Below are 19,503 nucleotides of genomic sequence, written 5' to 3'. Positions count from 1 at the left end.
GGGACTCGGGGTGCACCCGTCCCACGGCGGGCTCAGGAGCGGTCGTCGGTGCGGAACCGGGCGCGCAGCGCCTTCTTGTCCACCTTGCCGATGCCGATGTAGGGCAGCGCGTCGACGACTTCGAGCCGTTCCGGGAGCTTGTAGCGGGCCAGGCCCTGGTCCGCCAGGTAGGTGCGCAGGTCGTCCAGGTCCGGGCCGGGGTGCTCGCGGGGCACGACGAACAGGCAGGTCACCTCGCCGAGCTTGGGGTGGGGCGCGGCGACCGCGGCCGCGGCGAGCACGTCGGGGTGCTCGGCGGCCAGCAGGTCCAGCTCGGCCGCGGCGATCTTCTCGCCGCCCCGGTTGATGACGTCGCGGACGCGGCCCTCGACGACGAGCGAGCCCGACGGCGTCTCCCGGACCAGGTCGCCGGTGCGGTAGAAGCCGTCGTGGGTGAAGCAGGTGGAGTCGGCCGCCGGGTCGGCGTAGTACCCCGCCACCGTGTAGGGCCCCCTGGTCAGCAACTCGCCCACCTCGCCGGGGCGCACCTGCTTCCCGTCGCCGCCCACGATGCGGATCTCGTCGGCGGGCGAGACGGGGCGGCCCTGGGTGTCGAACACGACGTCGTCGGGGTCGTCCAGCGCGGTGTAGCAGAGCAGGCCCTCGCTCATGCCGTAGCACTGCTGGACCCGGGCGCCCAGCACCTTCGGGACGTCCTCCACCTGGCCGCGCCGCGGGCGGGCGCCGCCGACCTGGACGACCGAGAGGCTGGAGATGTCGCGGGACGTGCCCGTGGCGGCCCAGCGCTCGACCAGGGCCGGCACCAGCGTGGTGTGGGTGACCCGTTCGCGCTCGACCAGCTCGAAGGCGGGCCCCGGCTCGGGGGACGTGCCGAGCACGACCCGGCCGCCTCGGGCCAGGGTGCCCAGGACACCGGGGCAGCCGAGCACGAAGCCGTGCGTCACCGGCATCACGGCCAGGTAGACCGTGTCCTGGTCCACGCCGGCGACGTCCGGGGTGCACGTGAGCTGGTACGCGTAGGCCTGCTGGAGCCTGGGGATGATCTTCGGGCGACCGGTGGTGCCGCTGGACAGCAGGCACACGGCCACGTCCTCCGCCGTGGCGGTCGGGCCGGAGAGGCCGGGTTCGGGCGCGCACAGCTCGACCAGGTCGACCACGTCGTCGGCGCCGGTCGACAGGATGGTGCGGACCCCCAGCTCCCGGGCCAGGCCGAGGTGGTCGAACCGGGCGTACCGGTCGGGCACCGCGATGGCGACCGGGTTCGCCACCCGCACCAGGTGCTCCAGCTCCGCGCGGCGCAGCGAGACGGGGGTGAGGATCGGGGGCGCGCCCAGGCGGGACAGGGCGAGGGTCAGCACGACCAGCTCGACGTCGTTGGGGAGCTGGACGATCACGCGGTCGCCCCGCTGGACCCCCCGTGCGGCCAGCTTCGCGGCGGCGGCGACGACGGCGTCGTGCAGCTGGGCGTGCGTCAGCCGGCGCTCCCCGGACACCAGGGCCTCGTCCTGCACCCCGGGGTGCAGGACCAACTCGTCCACCCTCCGGTCACCCCACAGGCCGCTGCGGGCGTACTCGGTGGCACGCCCGACCGGCACCCGGGCCACCGGGAACGACCGGCTGATGCGGTCGCTCAGCTCGCCGAGCGTGAAGTCGTGGACGTCCCAGAGGTCGACCGCGACGCCGTACCGCTTGGCCAGCCGGTTCTGGAGCTCCACGGTTTCCGTCGAGTCCAGCGCCAGGTGGGCCCGCAGCCGCGCGTCCCGGGTCATCTCCGATTCCGAAACACCGAGTTCCGCCAACAGCGCCCGCAGTTGCTCCATGATTCCGACGATAGGACCGCCCGGGTGCCCGGTGAATCTCATCCATGGTCGTAGAACCGACCCTGTCCAACGGACAGTGGTCCATCCCCGTGGTCCGTTACAGGATCGGGAAGTCGGCAGCGCAGCGGCAAACCGTTGGGGAAGTGGTTCACACGATGTCCGCAGACCGCTATCTCGTTCCTTATCCCAAACGCGGCAGCATCCTCGGCGAAGCGGAGGCCGCCGCTGTTTCGGCGACCCTGGCGTCGGGCCGGCCGCTGTCCGCGGGGACCTGCCGCGAGGCGTTCGAAGAACGTTTCCGGGAACTGACCGGAGTTCGGCACGCGATGTCGGTGACCAGCGGCACGGTGGCCCTCCAACTCGCCATCAGCCTGCTGGACCTGCAACCGGGTGACGAGGTGATCGCAACACCGCAGACGTACAAGGCGACTGTGCAACCCCTGCTGGAATCCCCCGTGCGGGTGCGCTTCTGCGACGTCGACCCGGCGACGCTCAACGCGGACCCGGCGTCCGTCGAAGCGCTGGTCACGCCGCGCACCAGGGCGATCCTGCTGGTGCACTACGGCGGGCTGCCCGCCGACATGGAAGCGATCATGCGGATCGCCCGGAAGCACGACGTGCTGGTGGTCGAGGACTGCGCGCACGCGCTGGGCTCCTCCTACTACGGCCGGAGCCCGGGTGCGCTGGCCGACATCGGCTGCTTCAGCTTCCACTCGAGCAAGAACATCACCACCCTGGGCGAGGGCGGGATGGTGACCGTCCAGCGGGACGACTGGGCCCGGCGGCTGGACCTGATCCGCTCCAACGAGTCCGACAGCGTGTACGTGCGGCGCATGGGCGCGCGGGAGGTGCCGCGGCCGTGGATGCTGCACCCGGGCCTGGCGCACAGCCACGACTGCGCCCGAATACGCCACCCCGGGACGAACGCGGTGATGTCCGAGCCGAGCGCGGCCGTCGGCATCGTGCAGCTGGACCGGCTGGACCAGCTGGTGGCCCGTCGGCGGGCGATCGCGGCGCGGATCGACGAGGTGCTGGCGCGCTACCCGTTCGTGCGCACGGTGCCGGAACCGGACGGGGTGCTGAACTCCTACCACCTCTACACGTTCTTCGTCGACCCCGCGGCGGGCGTGACGCGGGACGACCTGGTCGACCGGCTGGAGCGGCAGGGCGTGGAGATGCGGCTGCGCTACTTCCCGCTGCACCTGCTGCCGGAGTGGCGGGCCCGCGGCATGAGGCCGGGTGAGTGCCCGGTGGCCGAGCGGGTGTGGGCGCACGAGCAGGTGAACCTGCCGTGCCAACCGGTGCTGACCGACCGCGAGGTTTCCGACCTGGTGCACGCCCTGGACGCGGTGCTGTCCGGGGTGGACACCCAGATCCGGGCGCTGGCCCGCGCGTAGGGAGGGAAGACGGCGTGGAGAACTACGACATCGTGGTGGTCGGAGGCGGGCCGATCGGCCTGGCGACCGGTTGGCGCGCCGCCGCGCGCGGTCTCCGGGCCGTGGTGCTGGACCGCCACGGCTTCTTCAACGAGCGGGGCGGCAGCAGCGGCGCGGAGCGGCACTGGCGGCTCCAGTACACGCAGGAGGACCTGTTCCGGTTGACGCTGGCCGCCCGCCCGCTGTGGCGGGAGCTGGAGTCGCAGGCCGAGCGCACGCTGATCCACCACATAGGCAGCCTCTGGTTCGGCGACGTCGACGTGGACACCAACGAGGGCCGGATCGGCGACACCGCCCGGGTGATGGACAAGCTGGACGTCGGCTACGAGTGGCTGGGCGCGTCCGACATCGAGCGGCGGTTCGGGTTCGCCGCGCTGCCCGGCCACTACGAGGGCTTCCTCCAGCCCGACGGCGGCACGATCGACGTGAAGGGCACGATCGGCGCGCTGTACGGCCTGGGCACCCAGGCGGGCTGCGCCTACCGCGACGGGGAACGGGTCCTCGCCGTCGAACCGGACGCCGACGGCGTGACGGTGCGCGGCGAGCGGGCGACCTACCGGGCGTCGAAGGTCGTGCTGGCCGCGGGTGGGAGCACCAACGACCTGCTCGCGCCGCTGGGCGTGGAGCTGGACATCAAGCTGTACGAGATGCCGCTGGTGACCATGCGCCGCCGCGCGGAGCAGGTCGACTTCCCGTTCTGGTTCGTGTTCCAGCAGCCGACCGAAGAGGACACCAACCTGTTCTACGGCTTCGGCCGCAACCCGTGGACGTCCAACGGCCTGCTGCGGGTGGGCTCGGTGTTCGAGGTGAACCCGCTGGACCGCGCCGACGACGCCACCGGGCGGCCCGACCCGCGGCACGTCCGGCGGGTCGGCGAGTGGATCGCGCGGCACGTGCCCTCGCTCGACCCGACGCCCGCCTACACGTCCGCCTGCCTGGCCGCGCTGCCCGGCGACCTGGAGCGCCAGTTCCACCTGGGCACCGTCGAGCACCTGGTGCCGCACGGCGAGAACCTGGTCGTCTACAGCTCGGGGTGGGGCTTCAAGTTCGTGCCGCTGCTCGGGCGCATCTGCGTCGACCTCGCCGTCGACGGGCGCACCCCCTACGACATCACCCGCCTGTCCCCGTCCGCGCTCCGAAAGGTCCGGCCGTGACCGACCGCATCAGCACCCACTCCGGGGACATCGCCGTGGTCGGCATGTCCGGCCGCTTCCCCGGGGCCGCATCCGTCGACGAGTACTGGCGCAACCTGCGCTCCGGCGTCGTGTCCATCACCGAGATGTCCGACGAGGACCTGCTCGCCGAGGGCGTGCCCGCCGAGGTGTTCCGCCGGCCCGAGTACGTGCGCGCGGCGGCCGTGCTGGACGGCGTCGACCAGTTCGACGCGGCGTTCTTCAACCTGTCCGCGCGCGAGGCGGCGCTGCTCGACCCCCAGCAGCGGCTGTTCCTGGAGGCGGCGTGGCACGCGCTGGAGGACGCCGGGCGCGGCCCCGGCACCGACTCCGACGTCGGCGTGTTCGCGGGTGCGGGCATGTCGGCGTACCTGATGTCGAACCTGCTGGGCGGCCACCGGGTGGTGACCAGCCCCACCATGTTCGAGCTGCAGATCCACAACGACAAGGACTACCTGGCGAGCCGGACCGCGTTCCTGCTCGGCCTCAACGGGCCGGCGGTGACCGTGCAGACGGCGTGCTCCAGCTCGCTGGTCGCGGTGCACCAGGCGGCGCGGGCGCTGCACGCGGGCGACTGCGGCACCGCGATCGCGGGCGGTGTGTGCGTGCGGGTGCCCCACCGGGTCGGCTACCTGTTCGAGAAGGGGCTGATCTACTCGCCGGACGGCGTGTGCCGCCCGTTCGACGCCGACGCGCAGGGCACCGTGTTCGGCAACGGCGTCGGCGTCGTCGTGCTGCGCAGGCTGGAGGACGCGATCGCCGACGGCGACGTCGTGCACGCGGTGATCCGGTCGACGGCGGTGAACAACGACGGTTCGGACAAGGTCGGCTACACCGCGCCCAGCGTCGCCGGGCAGGAGCGGCTGATCGCCCGCGCCCTGGACGCCGCCGGCGTGGACGCCCGCACCATCACCGCGATGGAGGCGCACGGCACCGGCACCCAGGTGGGTGACCCGATCGAGATCACCGCGCTGACCCGGGCGATGGCCCGGCACACCGGTGACACCGGGTTCTGCGCGCTGGGCTCGGTGAAGGCCAACATCGGCCACCTGGAGTCGGCGGCGGGCATCGCGAGCCTGATCAAGGCCGTGCTCCAGCTCCGGCACCGCGAACTCACCCCGGACCCGCACTTCCGCAAGCCCAACCCGCGCATCGACTTCGGCAGCACCCCGTTCTACGTCAACACCGAGCAGGCCGCTTGGCCGAACGGCGCCCACCCGCGCCGGATCGGGGTCAGCTCGTTCGGCATCGGCGGCACGAACGCGCACGCGATCCTGGAGGAGGCTCCCCCGGTGGCGCCTGCGGCCGAGCCGGACCAGCCGGCCCGGCCGCAGGTGGTCGTGCTGTCGGCGAAGTCGCCGCGCGCGCTGGAGGAGGCCGGGGCTCGGCTCGCGGACTTCCTGGAGGCCGACCCCGCGAGCTTCGCCGCCGCCGCCGCGACGCTGCGGCACGGCCGGGGCGCCCTGCGGTTCCGGCGGGCGCTGGTCGCCGACGACCCCACGACCGCGGTGGACCTGCTGCGCGGCGGCGATCCGGCGCGCGTGATGGCTTCGGCCGCGCCGCTCGCGCCGCCGAAGCTGGTGTTCCTGTTCCCCGGCCAGGGCACCCAGTACCCCGGCATGGGCCGCGGGCTGTACGAGGCCGAACCGGTGTTCCGGTCCGCCGTGGACGAGTGCGCCGAGGTGCTCGCGCCGGTGCTGGGCTCGGACCTGCGCGAAGCGCTGTACGCGGAAGGCGACCCGGCCGCGGCGGAGCGGCTGGGGCAGACCGCGCTGGCGCAGCCGGCGCTGTTCGTGACCGAGTACGCGCTGGCCGTGCAGCTGGAGTCGTGGGGGGTCACCCCGGACCTGATGGTCGGGCACAGCCTGGGCGAGTTCGTGGCCGCGACCCTCGCGGGCGTGCTGGACCTGGCCGACGTGCTGCGGCTGGTCTCCACGCGCGGCAAGCTGATGCAGGACCTGCCGTCGGGCGGGATGCTGTCCGTGGCGGCGGGCGAGGACCGCGTGGTCGGGCTGCTGACGCCGGGCCTGTCGGTGGCCGCGGTGAACGCCCCCGACCTGTGCGTGGTGTCCGGGCCGCACGACGAGCTGGCCCGGCTGCGGGTCCGGCTGTCCGAGATCGACGTCGGCACCCGGCCGCTGCACACCTCGCACGCGTTCCACTCGGCGATGGTCGACCCGATCGTGCCGGGCTTCACCGCCGAGGTCGAGCGGGTCCGGCTGCGCCGCCCGCAGCTGGCGATCCGGTCGACGGTGACGACCGCCGCGCTGGGCGACGAGGCGACCGACCCCGCGTACTGGGGCGCCCACATGCGCCGGCCGGTGCGGTTCGGCGAGGCCGTGCGCACCGCCGTGGCCGAGCTGGGCGCGAGCGTGCTGCTGGAGGTCGGGCCGGGCAACACGCTGGGCACGCTGGCGCGGCAGGCCGTGGAGACCCGGGTGCCGGTGGTGGCCGCGATGCGGCGGCCGGACCAGGAGGCGTCCGACGTCGAGGTGCTGCTGGGCGCGCTGTCCGGGCTGTGGCTGGCGGGTGCGGAGGTCGACTGGTCCGCCTCGCAGCCCACCTCGGGTCGGGTGCGGCTGCCGGGCTACCCGTTCCAGCGCAGGCGGCACTGGATCGAGCCGCGCTCGACGCCGGGTTCCGAGCTGACCGTCGAGGTCGCCGAACCCGCCGGCGAGGAGGGCGACTCGCGGCCGGACCACCTGATGTCCGGCTACACCGCTCCGCGCAACGACCTGGAGACGGCGATCGCCGAGCTGTGGTCGGAGTTCTTCGGGATCAGCCCGATCGGCGTGCACGACAACTTCTTCGAGCTGGGTGGGCACTCGCTGCTGGCCACGCAGATCCTCAACCGGCTGCGGGCGAAGGTGGGGCGCACCGCGTCCCCGAGCCAGCTGCTGGCCCGGCCCACGGTCGCGGGCCTGGCCGAGCTGGTGGCCGGCGCACCGGTCGAAGAGGTCGTCGGCGACCTGCCGGAGCTGGCCCCGGAACCCGCGCGGCGGCACGAGCCGTTCCCGCTCAACGAGATGCAGCAGGCCCAGTGGATCGGCCGCATGGGCAGCTTCGACATGGGCGGCGTGGCACCGCACGTCTACCTGGAGTTCGACAGCGAGACGCTGGACTCGCGCCGGCTGGAGCGGGCGTGGCGCAAGGTGGTCCGGCGGCACGAGATGCTGCGGATCGTGGTGCTGCCCGACGGCAGGCAGCGGATCCTCGCCGAGGTCCCCGAGTACGTGTTCGCCGAGCTGGACCTGCGCGGCCTGGCCCCGGAGGAGGCCGCGGCGCGACTGGCCGAGGTGTCCGACCGGATGTCCACCGAGGTCCGGTCCGCCGACACCTGGCCGCTGTGGGAGGTCAGCATCTCCCGGTTGGACGACCGGACCATCCGCACCCACATCAGCTTCGACCTGCTGTGCGCGGACGTGGCGAGCTTCTTCTACCAGGTGCTGCCCGCGTGGCGGGACTTCTACGCCGACCCGGAGCTGTCCGCCGAGCCCGCCGAGGTGTCGTTCCGCGATTACGTGATGGCCGAGGAGGCGCTGCGGGAGACCGACCTGTACGAGCGGTCGTTGCGGTACTGGCAGCAGCGGGTCCGCGAGCTGCCGCCCGCGCCCGAGCTGCCGACGGTGGTGGCGCCGGGCGAGCTGACCCGGCCGACGTTCATCCGGCGGCACGGCGTGCTGCAGAGCGAGGTCTGGTCGGCGATCCGGGAGCGGGCCGGCGAGCACGGCGTGACGCCGTCGAGCGTGCTGCTCGCCGCTTACGCCGCGGCGATCGGCCGCTGGAGCCGCAGCCAGCACTTCACGCTGAACTTCACCGCGGTCAACCGGCTGCCGTTCCACCCCGCCGTGGACGCCATGGTCGGCGAGTTCGCCTCGTTCGAGCTGCTGGAGGTGGACCTGCGGTCGGTGCGGACGTTCGGCGAGCTGGTCAGCCAGGTGCAGGCGCAGAGCTGGGCCGACTTCGAGCACCGCTACGTCAGCGGCGTGCGCATCCTGCGCGAGCTGAACCGACTGCGCCGCGACACCACGGGCGGCGTGATGCCGATCGTGTTCACCAGCGCCCTGCCGACCGAGACCGACGCGGCGGCGAAGGAATCGCCCGTGGCGTGGCTGGGCGAGCAGGCCGGGTTCATCTCGCAGACCCCGCAGGTCAGCATCGACCACTTCGTGCTGGAGCTGAGCGGGCGCCTGGAGCTGGCCTGGCACGCGGTCGACGGCCTGTTCCCGGATGGCCTGATGGGCGACATCTTCGACGCCTACCACGAGCTGCTGGAGAGCCTGGCCGGGCCGGAGGGCTGGGAGGGCCCGCCGATCGCGACGCCGCCCGGTGCGCAGCTGGAGGCCCGGGAGCGCGCGAACGACACCGCCGGACCGCGGCCGGACGGGCTGCTGACCAGCCGGCTGCTGCGGGTCGGGGGCGACGCGCCCGCCGTGATCAGCCCCGACCGGGTGCTGGGCCACGCCGAGCTGGCCGGTCGCGCGGTGGAGCTGGCGCGCACGCTGACCGGGCGCGGGTTGGGCGCGGGCAAGGTGGTCGGCATCGGGCTGACCAAGAGCTGGCGGCAGATCGTCGCCGTGGTCGGCACGTCCGCCGCCGGGTGCGTGTACGTGCCCATCGACCCCGAGCTGCCGGAGCAGCGGCGGCAGTGGCTGATCGAGCACGCTGGGGTCGAGTGCGTGGTGGTCGGCGCCGGTGACGGCTACGCGTGGCCCGACTCGGTGGCCCTGGTCGAGGTGTCGGAGAGCCCGGAGTGGGCGCCGGCGGGCGACTGGGAGTGCCCCGCGTCGCCGGACGACGTGGCGTACGTGATCTACACGTCCGGGTCGACCGGCACGCCCAAGGGCGTGGCGATGTCGCACGCCGCCGCGCTGAACACCCTGGTGGACGTGGTGGAGCGGTTCGGCGTCACCTCCGCCGACAAGGTCCTGGGCCTGTCCTCGCTGAGCTTCGACCTGTCGGTGTTCGACGTGTTCGGGGTGCTCGGGGCCGGCGGTGCGCTGGTGCTGCCGGACGCCGCCGCCCGGCGCGACCCGGCGCACTGGGCGCACCTGGTGCGCACCCACGGCGTCACGGTGTGGAACTCGGTGCCGGCGCTGATGGAGATGCTGGTGACGCACCTGGAGGGCGAGCGGGGCGACTCGCCGCTGCGGGTGGCGCTGCTCAGCGGCGACTGGATCCCGGTGCGGCTGCCGGACCGGGCGCGGGCGGTGTGCCCCGGCCTGTCGGTGGTCAGCCTGGGCGGCGCGACCGAGGCCGCGGTGTGGTCGATCGCCTACCCGATCGACGAGGTGCCGCCGGAGTGGACGTCGATCCCCTACGGCTACCCGCTGCGCAACCAGTCGTTCCACGTGCTCAACGACCGCATGGAGCCGGCGCCGGTGTGGACGACGGGTCGGCTCTACATCGGCGGCGTCGGCCTGGCCACGTGCTACTGGAACGACGAGCAGCGCACCGCCGAGTCGTTCGTCACGCACCCGGTGACCGGCGAGCGGCTGTACCTGACCGGCGACCTGGGCCGCTACCTGCCCGACGGCTCGATCGAGTTCCTGGGCCGGGAGGACTTCCAGGTCAAGATCGGCGGGTTCCGGGTGGAGCTGGGAGAGGTCGAGCACGCCATCTCGCAGCACCCGGACGTGCAAGCCGTGGTCGCGGCGGCGGTGGGCGAGCGCACCCAGCAGCGCTTGGTGGCCTACGTGGTGCCCGCGCCCGGCGCGGACCCGGAGGCGCTCCCCCACGCGGTGCGCGCCCACCTGGCCGACGTGGTGCCGCACTACCTGGTGCCGGCGGACTTCGTGCTGCTGGACAGCTTCCCGCTGAGCGGCAACGGGAAGGTGGACAGGGCGGCGCTGCCCGCCCCGGACCGCGCCGGGCACGGCGGCGGTGACGAGCCGACGAGCGAGACCGCCGCGACGCTGCTCGCGCTGGCCCGGGAGATCCTGGGGGTGGAGACGGCGGGCGGCTCGGACAACTTCTTCGCGCTGGGCGGCGACTCCATCATGGGCATCCGGTTCGTCAGCCGGGCCGCGGCCGAGGGGCTGCGGATCGGCCCGCAGGACCTGTTCGAGAGCGAGCACTTCTTCGACCTGGCCCGGCGGCTGGACCTGGCGTCCGACCGGCAGCCGGAGGCGGCCTCCCTGCCGCTGACCCCGCACCAGGCCGAGCTGGCGGCGGGCGGCCACGTCACCCGGCTGGTGGTGACGCCCCCCGGGCCGCTCGACCCGGCGGTCGCGGAGCAGGCGATCCGGGACGTGGTGCGGCGGCACGACGCGCTGCGCCTGCGGTTGAGCGCCCTGCCGGACGGCGGCGCCGGCCAGTACGACGGCGGCGTGCCGGAGGACGGCCTGTTCACCGAGATCGACCTCGGCGGGCTGTCCACGGCCGCGATCGCCGACATCGTGGACGAGCTGGCCGCCGAGACCGACCCGTCGTCCGGTCCCGCGGTGAAGCTGGCGCTGCTGCACACCGACGACGGGGACCGGCTGGTGTTCCTGGTCGCGGCCGCGGCGGCCGACGACGTGTCCTGGGCGCTGCTGCGGGCGGACTTCGAGTACGCCTACCGGAGCATCGCCGAGCGCGGCTCGTCCGCTTGGGAGGGGCTGCCCGGCTCGTTCCTGGCGTGGACGGGCGACCACGCCGGGACCCGGGTGCCGGCCGGCGGCACCGTCGCGCTGGACGCGGAACTGGTGACGGAGCTGACCGCCGAGGAGACCCGGGCGCTGCGCGAGGCGGCGTACGACGCCTACGGCCTCGGGCTCGGGGAGGCGGTGACCGCCGCGCTGGCGATCGCGCTGCCCCGGTGGCCGGGTGTGGCGCTGACCGCCGAGCGGTCCGCCCGACCGCCCGCGCTGGAGCAGGCCATCGGCAGGTTCACCGAGGTCATCGCCGTCGACGTGGCGGGAGACGACCCGGCCGGGACCGTGCCGGCGGTGAAGGCGCGGTTGCGGCAGGGCAGCGCCCCGGGCGACGGGCCGCGGCTGCTGGTGCGCGAACTCGTCGACCGCGACTGGCCCGACCCGACCGGGCCGCACGGCGTCACCGCGCCGGCCGGCACGGTCGCCGAGGTCTCCGGCGTGGTGGTGGCGGGCGGCCTGCGGCTGACCTGGCGGCACGCCGGGGCGCCGGAGGTGGCGGCCGTCGCCGGGGCGTTCGGCGACGCCGTCCGGGCCGTCACCGCGCACTGCGCCGGCACCGGCACGACCCACTACGACCCGTCGGACTTCCCGCTCGCCGACATCGGCGCGGACGAGCTGGACGCCATCCTGTCGACGTTCGAGGAGCACCGGCCGTGAGCGCCAACCGCAACATCGAGGATGTCTACGAGCTGACCCCGATCCAGCAGGGCCTGCTGTTCGAGCAGATGGCGCGCGGCGACGCGGGCGTCTACATCGAGCAGATCGTGCTCACCTTCGAGGGCGCGCTGCGGCCGGAGGAGTTCCGCCGCGCCTGGCAGCGGGTCGTGGACCGGCACCCGATCCTGCGCACCTCGTTCCACTGGCGCAAGGAGGGCAACCCGATCCAGGTCGTGCACCGGCACGCGGAGATGCCGCTGGAGGTGCTCGACTGGCGGGACGTCCCGCAGGAGGAGCAGCAGGCGCGGCTGGACGAGTGGCTGGACCGTGAGCGGGTGGAGGGCTTCCCGCTCGACCGGGCGCCGCTGATGCGGATCACGGTGATCCACAGCGAGCCGTCGAAGTGGCTGTTCGCCTGGCGGCTGTCGCACCTGCTGATGGACGGCTGGTCGTTCGGCCTGGCGGTGAACGAGTTCATCGACGCCTACCGCGTCGAGTGCCTGGGCGAGGAGCCGCCCGACCGCCCGATGCGCCCCTACCGGGACTACGTGGCCTGGTGGGCGCAGCAGGACGGCCGGGACGCGGTCGAGTTCTGGCGCGAGGAGCTGGACGGGTTCACCCCGCCGGAGCCGCTGCGGCTGGGCGGCGTGGAGACCCGGCCGGGCGAGCCGACGCACGGGTTCGTGGGGCTGGACCTCAGCGACCTGGAGCCGGGCCTGCGCGAGCTGGCGCGGACCAACCAGCTCACCCTGAACACCATCGTGCAGGCCGCGTGGCTCATCGTGCTGGCCCACCACTACGGCACCAACGACGTGGTGTGCGGCTTCACCATGGCGCACCGGCCGGCGGAGCTGCCCGGCAGCGAGACCATCCTGGGCCCGCTGATCGCCACCATGCCGGTGCGCGAGCGGCTGGAGCCGACGCGGGCGGCGGTGCCGTGGCTGCGCGACCTCCAGGTGCACATCGCGGCGGTCCGGGAGAACACCACCGTGCCGCTGTTCGAGGTGCAGCGGGTGCTGAAGCTACCGCTGGACGTGCCGCTGCTGGAGAGCAGCGTGTCCTACGAGAACATGCCCGCGCCGGACTTCGCGCTGGCCGAGACCGGCATGAAGATGACCTCGCTGTACTACGACGGCAGGCCGCACTACCCGATCACGATGGTGATCATGCCGGGCGAGGGGATCCCGCTGCGGGTGATCTACGACCGCAACCGGTTCTCCGCCGAGGCCGCGCACCGGTTCTGCGACCAGCTGCGCGCGGTGATGACGAAGTTGGCCGAGTCACCGGAGCTGACCATCGGCGAGCTGTTCCCCGCGCCGGAGCGGGTCACGCCGCTGCCGGGCGCGGCGGAGCGGACCTCGGTGGCCGAGGGCGTGCCGCTGCACGAGACGTTCGCCGCGTGGGCCGCGCGGACGCCGGACGCGGAGGCCGTCGTGTTCGGCGACCGCCGGCTGACCTACCGGCAGCTCGACGAGCGGGCCACGGCCGTCGCGGAACGGCTGGTGGCGCTGGGCGTCGCGCCGGGCGACCGGGTCGGGCTGTGCCTGGAGCGGTCTGACGCGCTGGTCGCGGCGATGATCGGGGTGTTCCGGGCGGGCGCGGCGTACGTGCCGCTGGACCCGTCCCACCCGGCGGACCGGCGGGCCGCGATGATCGAGGACGCGGCGGTCCGGGCCGTGGTGAGCACCGGCGACACCGGGTTCACGGGACCGGAGCTGCGGCTGGGCGAGGAGTTCCCGGAGCCGACCGGCGCGCCGCTGCCGGAGGTGGACGCCGACTCCCCCGCCTACGTGCTCTACACGTCGGGCTCGACCGGGCAGCCGAAGGCGGTCGTGGTCACCCACCGCAACGTGCAGAGCCTGCTCGCCGCGGGCCGGGACCTGTTCGGGTTCGGCGCGGAGGACGTGTGGACGTTCAGCCACTCCTTCTCCTTCGACTACTCGGTGTGGGAGATCTGGGGCGCGCTGGGCAACGGCGGGCGGCTGGTGGTCGTGCCGCAGCTGACGCTGCTGTCGCCGGACGGGTTCGCCGGCCTGGTGGCGGCGGAGTCGGTGTCGGTGTGCAGCCAGACCCCGCTGCTGTTCGAGAGCTTCACCGTGGCGGGCGGCGCGTTCCCGGCGCTGCGGCACGTGTTCATCGGCGGTGACCGGCTGACCGCCGCGACGGTGCGGCCGTGGCTGGAGCGCCACGGCGCCGAGCGACCCGAGCTGCACAACCTGTACGGCGTGACCGAGGCCGCGGTGGTGTCCACGTGGCACCGGATCACCGAGGACGACATCCGCACCGACGTGGCGCTGCCGATCGGGCGGGCGCTGCCCAACCAGCGCGCCTACCTGCTCGACGACCGGGGCCGGCCGGTGCCGCCCGGTGCGCGCGGCAAGCTGTCCGTCGCGGGCGAGGCGGTGGCGCTGGGCTACCACGACCGCGACGAGCTGACCGCGCGCCGGTTCGGCGTCGAGCCGGGCACGGGCGAGCGGATGTACCACACCGGGGACGTGGCGTGGGCCGCGCCGGACGGGACGCTGCACTTCGGCGGCCGGGACGACCACCAGGTCAAGATCCGGGGCCACCGGGTCGAGCTGGGCGAGGTGGAGGCCGTGCTGCGGACGCACCCGGCGGTCGGCGCGGTGGCCGCCACGACCCGCCCGGACGGGGCGGGCTCGGCGCGGATCCTGTGCTACGGCGTGGCGGCCGGCGAACGGGTGCCGGAGGCCGAGGTCCGGGAGTTCGCCGCGCGGCGGCTGCCCGAGTACATGGTGCCCGCCGCGTTCACCTGGCTGGACCGGCTGCCCACCACGGCGGGCGGCAAGGTCGACGTGCGGGCCCTCCCCGACCTCGACCTGCCCGCGGCGGCGGGCGGCGGCGCCCGGTCGGAGCTGGAGCGGGAGCTGAGCGGCATCGTCGCCGGCATGGTGTCGCTGCCCGACGTCGGGGTCCACGAGCAGTTCGCGGGGCTGGGCCTGCACTCGGGCCACGTGATGCGGCTGATGACGATCCTGCGGTCCCGCTGGGACGTCTCCGTCCCGCTGCGCGAGCTGTACGTGTCGCCGACGGTGAGCGAGCTGGCCCGCCTCGTGGAGCGGGAGCGGGCGTGCTGACGGCGGCCGGCACCGAGGTGTGGACCGATGAGGCGTGGCGGGAGTACGTGCGCCGGTTCGCGCGGGATCGCATCGCACCGCTGTCGGAGCGGATGGACCGCGAGGCGACGCTGGACCCGGAGCTGCGCGCGGAGTTGTTCTCCGCCGGGCTGATGGCGCTGGAGGCGCCCACCCGGTACGGCGGGCGCGGTGCTCCGCTGTTCCACGTGGTCCTCGCCATCGAGGAGGTGGCCCGGGTCGACTCGGGCGTTGCGGTGGCGGTGGACGTGCACAACGCGCTGGTCGTCGCGACGCTGCTGCGCCTGGGCGACAACGACCAGAAGCGGCGTTACCTGCCGCAACTGGCCACCCGGCGGATCGGGGCGTTCGCGCTGTCCGAGGAGAACTCGGGCAGCGACGCGTTCGCGATGTCCACGGTCGCCGAGCCGGGTGGCAAGGGCTTCCGGATCACCGGTCGCAAGCGGTGGACCAGCAACGCCGGGCAGGCCGACCTGTTCCTGGTGTTCGCGCGGACCGGCGACCAGGGCGTCTCGGCGTTCCTGGTGGACCGGGAGGCGCCCGGGCTGCGCGTCGAGCCGCGCACCGAGCAGCTGGGCGTGCGGGCCGCCTCCACCGCGGACCTGGTGCTGTCCGGGGTGGAGGTGCGCCGGCAGGACTGCCTGGGCGGGCTCGGCAACGGCGAGGGCGTCGCGATCGCCGCGTTGGACATCGGCCGGATCGGCATCGCGGCCCAGCTCGTGGGCCTGGCCCAGGGCGCGCTGGACGAGGCGGTGGCCTACAGCGCCAAGCGCGAGCAGTTCGGCCAGGTCATCGGCTCGTACCAGGGCGTGCGGTTCGCGCTCGCCCAGGTGGCGACCGAGGTGGCGGCGGCCCGCGCGCTGCTCTACGACGTGACCCGGGACGTGGCGGCGGGCGCGGACATCGCCGAGCGGCTGCGGCGGACCGCGATGGCCAAGCTGTTCGCCTCGCAGGTCGCCGAACGGGCCGCGTCGTGCGCGGTGGAGGTGCTGGGCGGCAACGGGTACACCCGCGAGTACCCGGTGGAGCGGTTCTACCGGGACGCGAAGGCGGGCAAGATCTACGAGGGCACGTCCAACATCCTGCTCCGGGCGATCGGCGGCGTGCTGTGACGGTGCGGCTGTACTGCTTCGCGCACGCCGGGGGCGACGCGCGGATGTTCCGCACCTGGCAGGCGGAGCTGCCCGGGTACGTCGAGGTGTGCCCGGTGCAGCTCCCCGGCCGGGGGCAGCGGCTGGGAGACCGGCCGGTCGACACGCTGGAGGCCGCGCTGGACGACGTGCTGCCGCGCATCGACACCGGTGATCCGTACGCGTTGTTCGGGCACAGCCTGGGCGCCGTCCTGGCCTACGAGGTCGCCCACCGGCTCGGCCGGAGCCCGGTGCGGCTGTTCGCCTCCGCGCACCGGGCTCCGCACCTGCCGTTGCGGGAGCCGGTCATCCACGACCTGCCGGACAAGCAGTTCCTGGCCCGCTTGGCCGAGACAGGGGGGACCCCCCAGGTCGTCCTGGACAGCCCGGAGTTCCTGCGCGCGCTGATGCCCGCGCTCCGAGCCGATTTCACGATCTCCGAGACCTACCGGTACGTCGAGCGACCCCTGCTCGACTGCCCTGTCGACGCGTATGGCGGCCTCGCCGATCCCGATGTCACCCCAGCTGAGCTTGATGGGTGGCAACACCACACCAAGGGTCTGTTTCGCCGGCTATTGTTCCCCGGCAACCACTTCTACCTGGCGAAAGCGCGTGAAGCGCTGCTCGCGGAGGTCGCCGCGGCCCTGGTCGCCGCGGCGGGCTGAGGCTGGTCGCCGTCCGGTCTGATCCCGGACGGCACCAGCCTGCGGTTCATGGCGATCACGACGGCCTCGGTGCGGTCCGACGCGCCGAGCTTGTCGTAGACGATGTGCAGGTGCGCCTTGACCGTCTGCTCGGTGATGTGCAGCATCCGGGCTATCCGGCGGTTCGACGCGCCTTCGGTGAGCAGGTCCAGGACCTGCTGCTGTCGCCTGGTGAGCCGCGGCCGCTCCCCGTTGTGGCGGGGGTCGGCGCAGGGCTGCTCGGCGGGCCGGTGACGCGGGCCCGCCGAGCGGTCCCACGCCAGGACGTCCGGACCGAGCAGCCCCTCTCTTGTGCGGCGGGCGAACTCACCCAGTTCCTCCAATCCGGCCAACACCTTGTCGATCACGTCGATGACGGCGCGCACGCCTTCGTCGTCCAACGTGTGCATCGGTGTGCAATTGTCGGTTCGTTCGAAATTCACCCGCTGCCTCACCCCTTCGTAACGGGTTGTTTGACGAGTCGTCCGGACTTCCAAACGTGTGTCACCGTGGTGGGACGGGTCAGTGCGGTCACGTCGTCCAGCGGGTTCTCGGACAACGCGATGACGTCGGCGTCGTGACCGGGTGCGAGCAGCCCGGACTTCGGCGCTTGCGGGCCGAGGGTCAGCGGGGCGTTCGCGGTGCCCGCCTCGATCGCCTCGGCCGGGGTGAACCCGGCGGCCACCAGGTGCGCGAACTCGGCCCCGTTGCGGCCCCAGGCGAACGGGGACCCCGGCGAGCTGGTGCCCAGGTCGGTGCCCGCGGCCACGGTCACGCCCGCGTCGCGGGCGGTGGCGATCGCGGCCAGGTGCCGGTCCGCCATCTCGTCCAGCTTCCGCAGGGCGCTGGGCGGCACCGAGTCCCGACGCGACAGGATCGCCTCGTACACGGTGCGGGTGGCCACGAGGACGGCGCCCGCCTCCTTCATGGCCTGCGCGGCCTCGTCGTCCAGGTGCGTACCGTGCTCGATGGTGCGGCAGCCCGCCTCCAGGGCCGCCATGATCCCCTTCTTGCCGTGGCAGTGCGCGGCGACGACCCGCTCCGCGCGCCCCGCCTCCTCGACCATGGCCCGCAGCTCGTCCGCGCCGAACTGCTGGTGCAGCGGGTGGTCCAGCTCGCTGAGCACACCGCCGGACGCGCACACCTTGATCACCTTCGCGCCGAGCCGGAGCTGCTTGCGCACCGCGCGCAGGCATTCCGGCACGCCGTCGGCCACGGCGAGCATGCCGTCCCGGCGGCCCGGGTCGACCACCCACTCGTAGGGCAACCCGTGCGCGTCGGAGTGCCCGCCGGTGGGGCTGATGATGCGGCCGGCGGCGTACACGGTCGGCCCGGCCACGGTGCCCTCGTCGATCACCCGGGCCAGGTACACCCCGTACCCGCCGAGTTCGCGGACGCTGGTGAACCCAGCCGCCAGCACGGCCTCCGCGTCCTTCACCGACCGGGCGACCGCCACCTCGGCCGGGGTCAGCATGATGCGTTCGGTGCTGACCTGGCCGTGCAGCCCGGAGAAGTGGGTGTGGCAGTCCCACAGCCCGGGCATGACCACCGGGACCCGGACCTCGTCACCGGTCGACGCGGGTGCGTCGGCCGCCGGTCCGGCGTAGGTGATCGTCGTTCCGTCCACAATCACGACGGCGTTCCGCACGGGGTTCCCCCGTCCGGGCAGCAGGAGTTCAGCCTGAATGCGCAATGGAACCGATCCCCCTTGAGGCTCTCACGCGACAACACCCGGCCGATCTTGAGAACCGGCACCGGGAGGTCACAACCATTGCCCAGACTAGGGGCCGGGGTGACGTTTGAGAAGGGAAGCGTGACGATTAGTGCACTAAGGTGCCGTGACGAAACTGCCGGGCAGCGTGACGGAATCCCGTTCGCGTTCCTTATTTGACAGTTACCCCCGTCACCCACATCACCCGGACGGCCGCCGCCGCGTATTCACTCGGTGAAATTACTCGGCCGCCATCCGGACCACGTCGAACGACGGCCGAAGCAGCCCTCATTCACTCGGGCATCGCCACGAGGGCCGGTTCCCGCAGTTGGCGGTACCCCCCGGGCGCGATTCGGGCACCGACGCCCCGCAGTTCGGGCAACGGGCCACATTACTCTCCGAAAAAACTTGAAGTGGACTCGAGTTCCGCTGCGGGCGCGGTGGTGGACCGACTGCCGCCCGACCGCCTCGGAACCGCTCCCGAGATGCGCGTCACATATCAGGATCGACGCCTGCGCCCGCGATCTCGCGGCGACCCGTGATACCGAGCTTCCGGTACACCTGTGTCAGGTGCATTTCCACCGCGCGTCGGGTGACGAACAACTGTTCGGCGATTTCCCTATTCGTTCGCCCGGCCGCCGCAAGCCGTGCGGTGCGGCGTTCACCCGCCGTCAAGGCGCCGGGTCCGTGGGACTGCCCGCGCACCCGGCCCCCGATCGCCCGCAGCTCCGCCGCGAACCGGTCGCGCAGCCGCCGCGCGCCCGCCTGCTCGGCCAGCAGGCACGCCTCCTTCAGGCGGGCCCGCGCGGCGCGCTCCCGGCCCAGGCGGGCCAGCAGCCTGCCGTGCTCGCCCATCGCCTCGATCGCGTCCAGGCCCGGGGTGCCCGCCAGCACCCGGGTCGCCTCGGCCAGCAGCGGCACCCCCGCCGCGCCACCGGTGGTGCGGCCCAGCAGGCTCAGCGCGCGGCCCCGTTCGAGCGGGTCGCGGGCCGCCGCCAGCTCGGCCTCGGCCAGCCGGTGGGCGCCGGCCCGCCTCCCCGCGTCCAGCAGCGCCACCACCGCGGCCGGGCGCCAGCGCACCGGGTGCGGCGCGCGGTCGCCCCAGGTGGCCAGCAGCCGCCCGCAGCGCAGCAGGTCCACCGC

The 19,503-nt window shown here is 73.5% G+C and carries 10 protein-coding genes; 6 read left to right on the top strand and 4 right to left on the bottom strand.

Annotated features, from left to right (window positions below):
• Positions 1–32 precede the first annotated feature (32 nt).
• Positions 33–1,820 (bottom strand): AMP-binding protein, encoded by a 1,788-nt coding sequence (locus ACFV4N_RS25010; protein ID WP_499675023.1) that lies wholly within the window; start codon positions 1,818–1,820, stop codon positions 33–35.
• A 155-nt stretch (positions 1,821–1,975) separates the two neighbouring features.
• Here ACFV4N_RS25010 and ACFV4N_RS25005 point away from each other — a divergent pair, with 155 nt between their 5' ends.
• From ACFV4N_RS25005 to ACFV4N_RS24980, 6 genes are read left to right on the top strand one after another with little or no spacing between them, the layout of a single operon-like run.
• A complete protein-coding gene (locus ACFV4N_RS25005; protein ID WP_499675022.1) occupies positions 1,976–3,217 on the top strand; it encodes a DegT/DnrJ/EryC1/StrS family aminotransferase in 1,242 nt (413 codons plus the stop codon).
• Positions 3,218–3,231: 14 nt separating this feature from the next.
• Complete coding sequence (locus ACFV4N_RS25000) at positions 3,232–4,410, top strand: FAD-dependent oxidoreductase (protein WP_499675021.1); 1,179 nt, start codon at positions 3,232–3,234, stop codon at positions 4,408–4,410.
• Positions 4,407–11,720: an amino acid adenylation domain-containing protein gene (locus tag ACFV4N_RS24995; protein WP_499675020.1), complete on the top strand. Its 7,314-nt coding sequence runs from the start codon at positions 4,407–4,409 to the stop codon at positions 11,718–11,720. Before ACFV4N_RS25000 ends, ACFV4N_RS24995 begins: the two co-directional genes overlap by 4 nt.
• Positions 11,717–14,818: a non-ribosomal peptide synthetase gene (locus ACFV4N_RS24990; RefSeq protein ID WP_499675019.1), complete on the top strand. Its 3,102-nt coding sequence runs from the start codon at positions 11,717–11,719 to the stop codon at positions 14,816–14,818. The genes ACFV4N_RS24995 and ACFV4N_RS24990 overlap by 4 nt, the downstream gene beginning before the upstream one ends.
• Positions 14,812–15,948, top strand: coding sequence for an acyl-CoA dehydrogenase family protein (locus ACFV4N_RS24985; RefSeq protein WP_499675018.1), 1,137 nt, complete (start codon positions 14,812–14,814; stop codon positions 15,946–15,948). The genes ACFV4N_RS24990 and ACFV4N_RS24985 overlap by 7 nt, the downstream gene beginning before the upstream one ends.
• Entirely contained in the window at positions 15,945–16,631 is a 687-nt protein-coding gene (locus ACFV4N_RS24980; RefSeq protein WP_499675017.1) for a thioesterase II family protein, read from the top strand. Before ACFV4N_RS24985 ends, ACFV4N_RS24980 begins: the two co-directional genes overlap by 4 nt.
• On the opposite strand, the gene ACFV4N_RS24975 is transcribed toward ACFV4N_RS24980, so the two are convergent.
• From ACFV4N_RS24975 to ACFV4N_RS24965, 3 genes are all read right to left on the bottom strand, one after another.
• Positions 16,562–17,059 carry a helix-turn-helix transcriptional regulator gene (locus ACFV4N_RS24975; RefSeq protein ID WP_499675016.1) on the bottom strand — a complete coding sequence of 166 codons (498 nt, stop codon included), beginning with the start codon at positions 17,057–17,059 and terminating at the stop codon, positions 16,562–16,564. The two genes, ACFV4N_RS24980 and ACFV4N_RS24975, sit on opposite strands and share 70 nt — an antisense overlap.
• A gap of 41 nt (positions 17,060–17,100) precedes the next feature.
• On the bottom strand, positions 17,101–18,276 hold the full coding sequence (locus ACFV4N_RS24970; protein WP_499675015.1) for a metal-dependent hydrolase family protein: 1,176 nt from the start codon (positions 18,274–18,276) through the stop codon (positions 17,101–17,103).
• 576 nt (positions 18,277–18,852) lie between these two features.
• On the bottom strand, positions 18,853–19,503 hold a 651-nt coding region (locus ACFV4N_RS24965; RefSeq protein ID WP_499675014.1), incomplete at its 5' end, for a LuxR family transcriptional regulator.

Origin of the sequence: Actinosynnema sp. NPDC059797, assembly GCF_042732085.1 — a bacterium.
Taxonomy (GTDB): Bacteria; Actinomycetota; Actinomycetes; order Mycobacteriales; family Pseudonocardiaceae; genus Actinosynnema.
This window is presented reverse-complemented; position numbering and strand designations above follow the sequence as displayed.

Bases quoted from the DNA above. Each gene is read 5' to 3' on its own strand.
- ACFV4N_RS25010 (WP_499675023.1), bottom strand. From the start codon at position 1,820: ATGGAGCAACTGCGGGCGCTGTTGGCGGAACTCGGTGTTTCGGAATCG.
- ACFV4N_RS25005 (WP_499675022.1), top strand. From the start codon at position 1,976: ATGTCCGCAGACCGCTATCTCGTTCCTTATCCCAAACGCGGCAGCATC.
- ACFV4N_RS24975 (WP_499675016.1), bottom strand. From the start codon at position 17,059: ATGCACACGTTGGACGACGAAGGCGTGCGCGCCGTCATCGACGTGATC.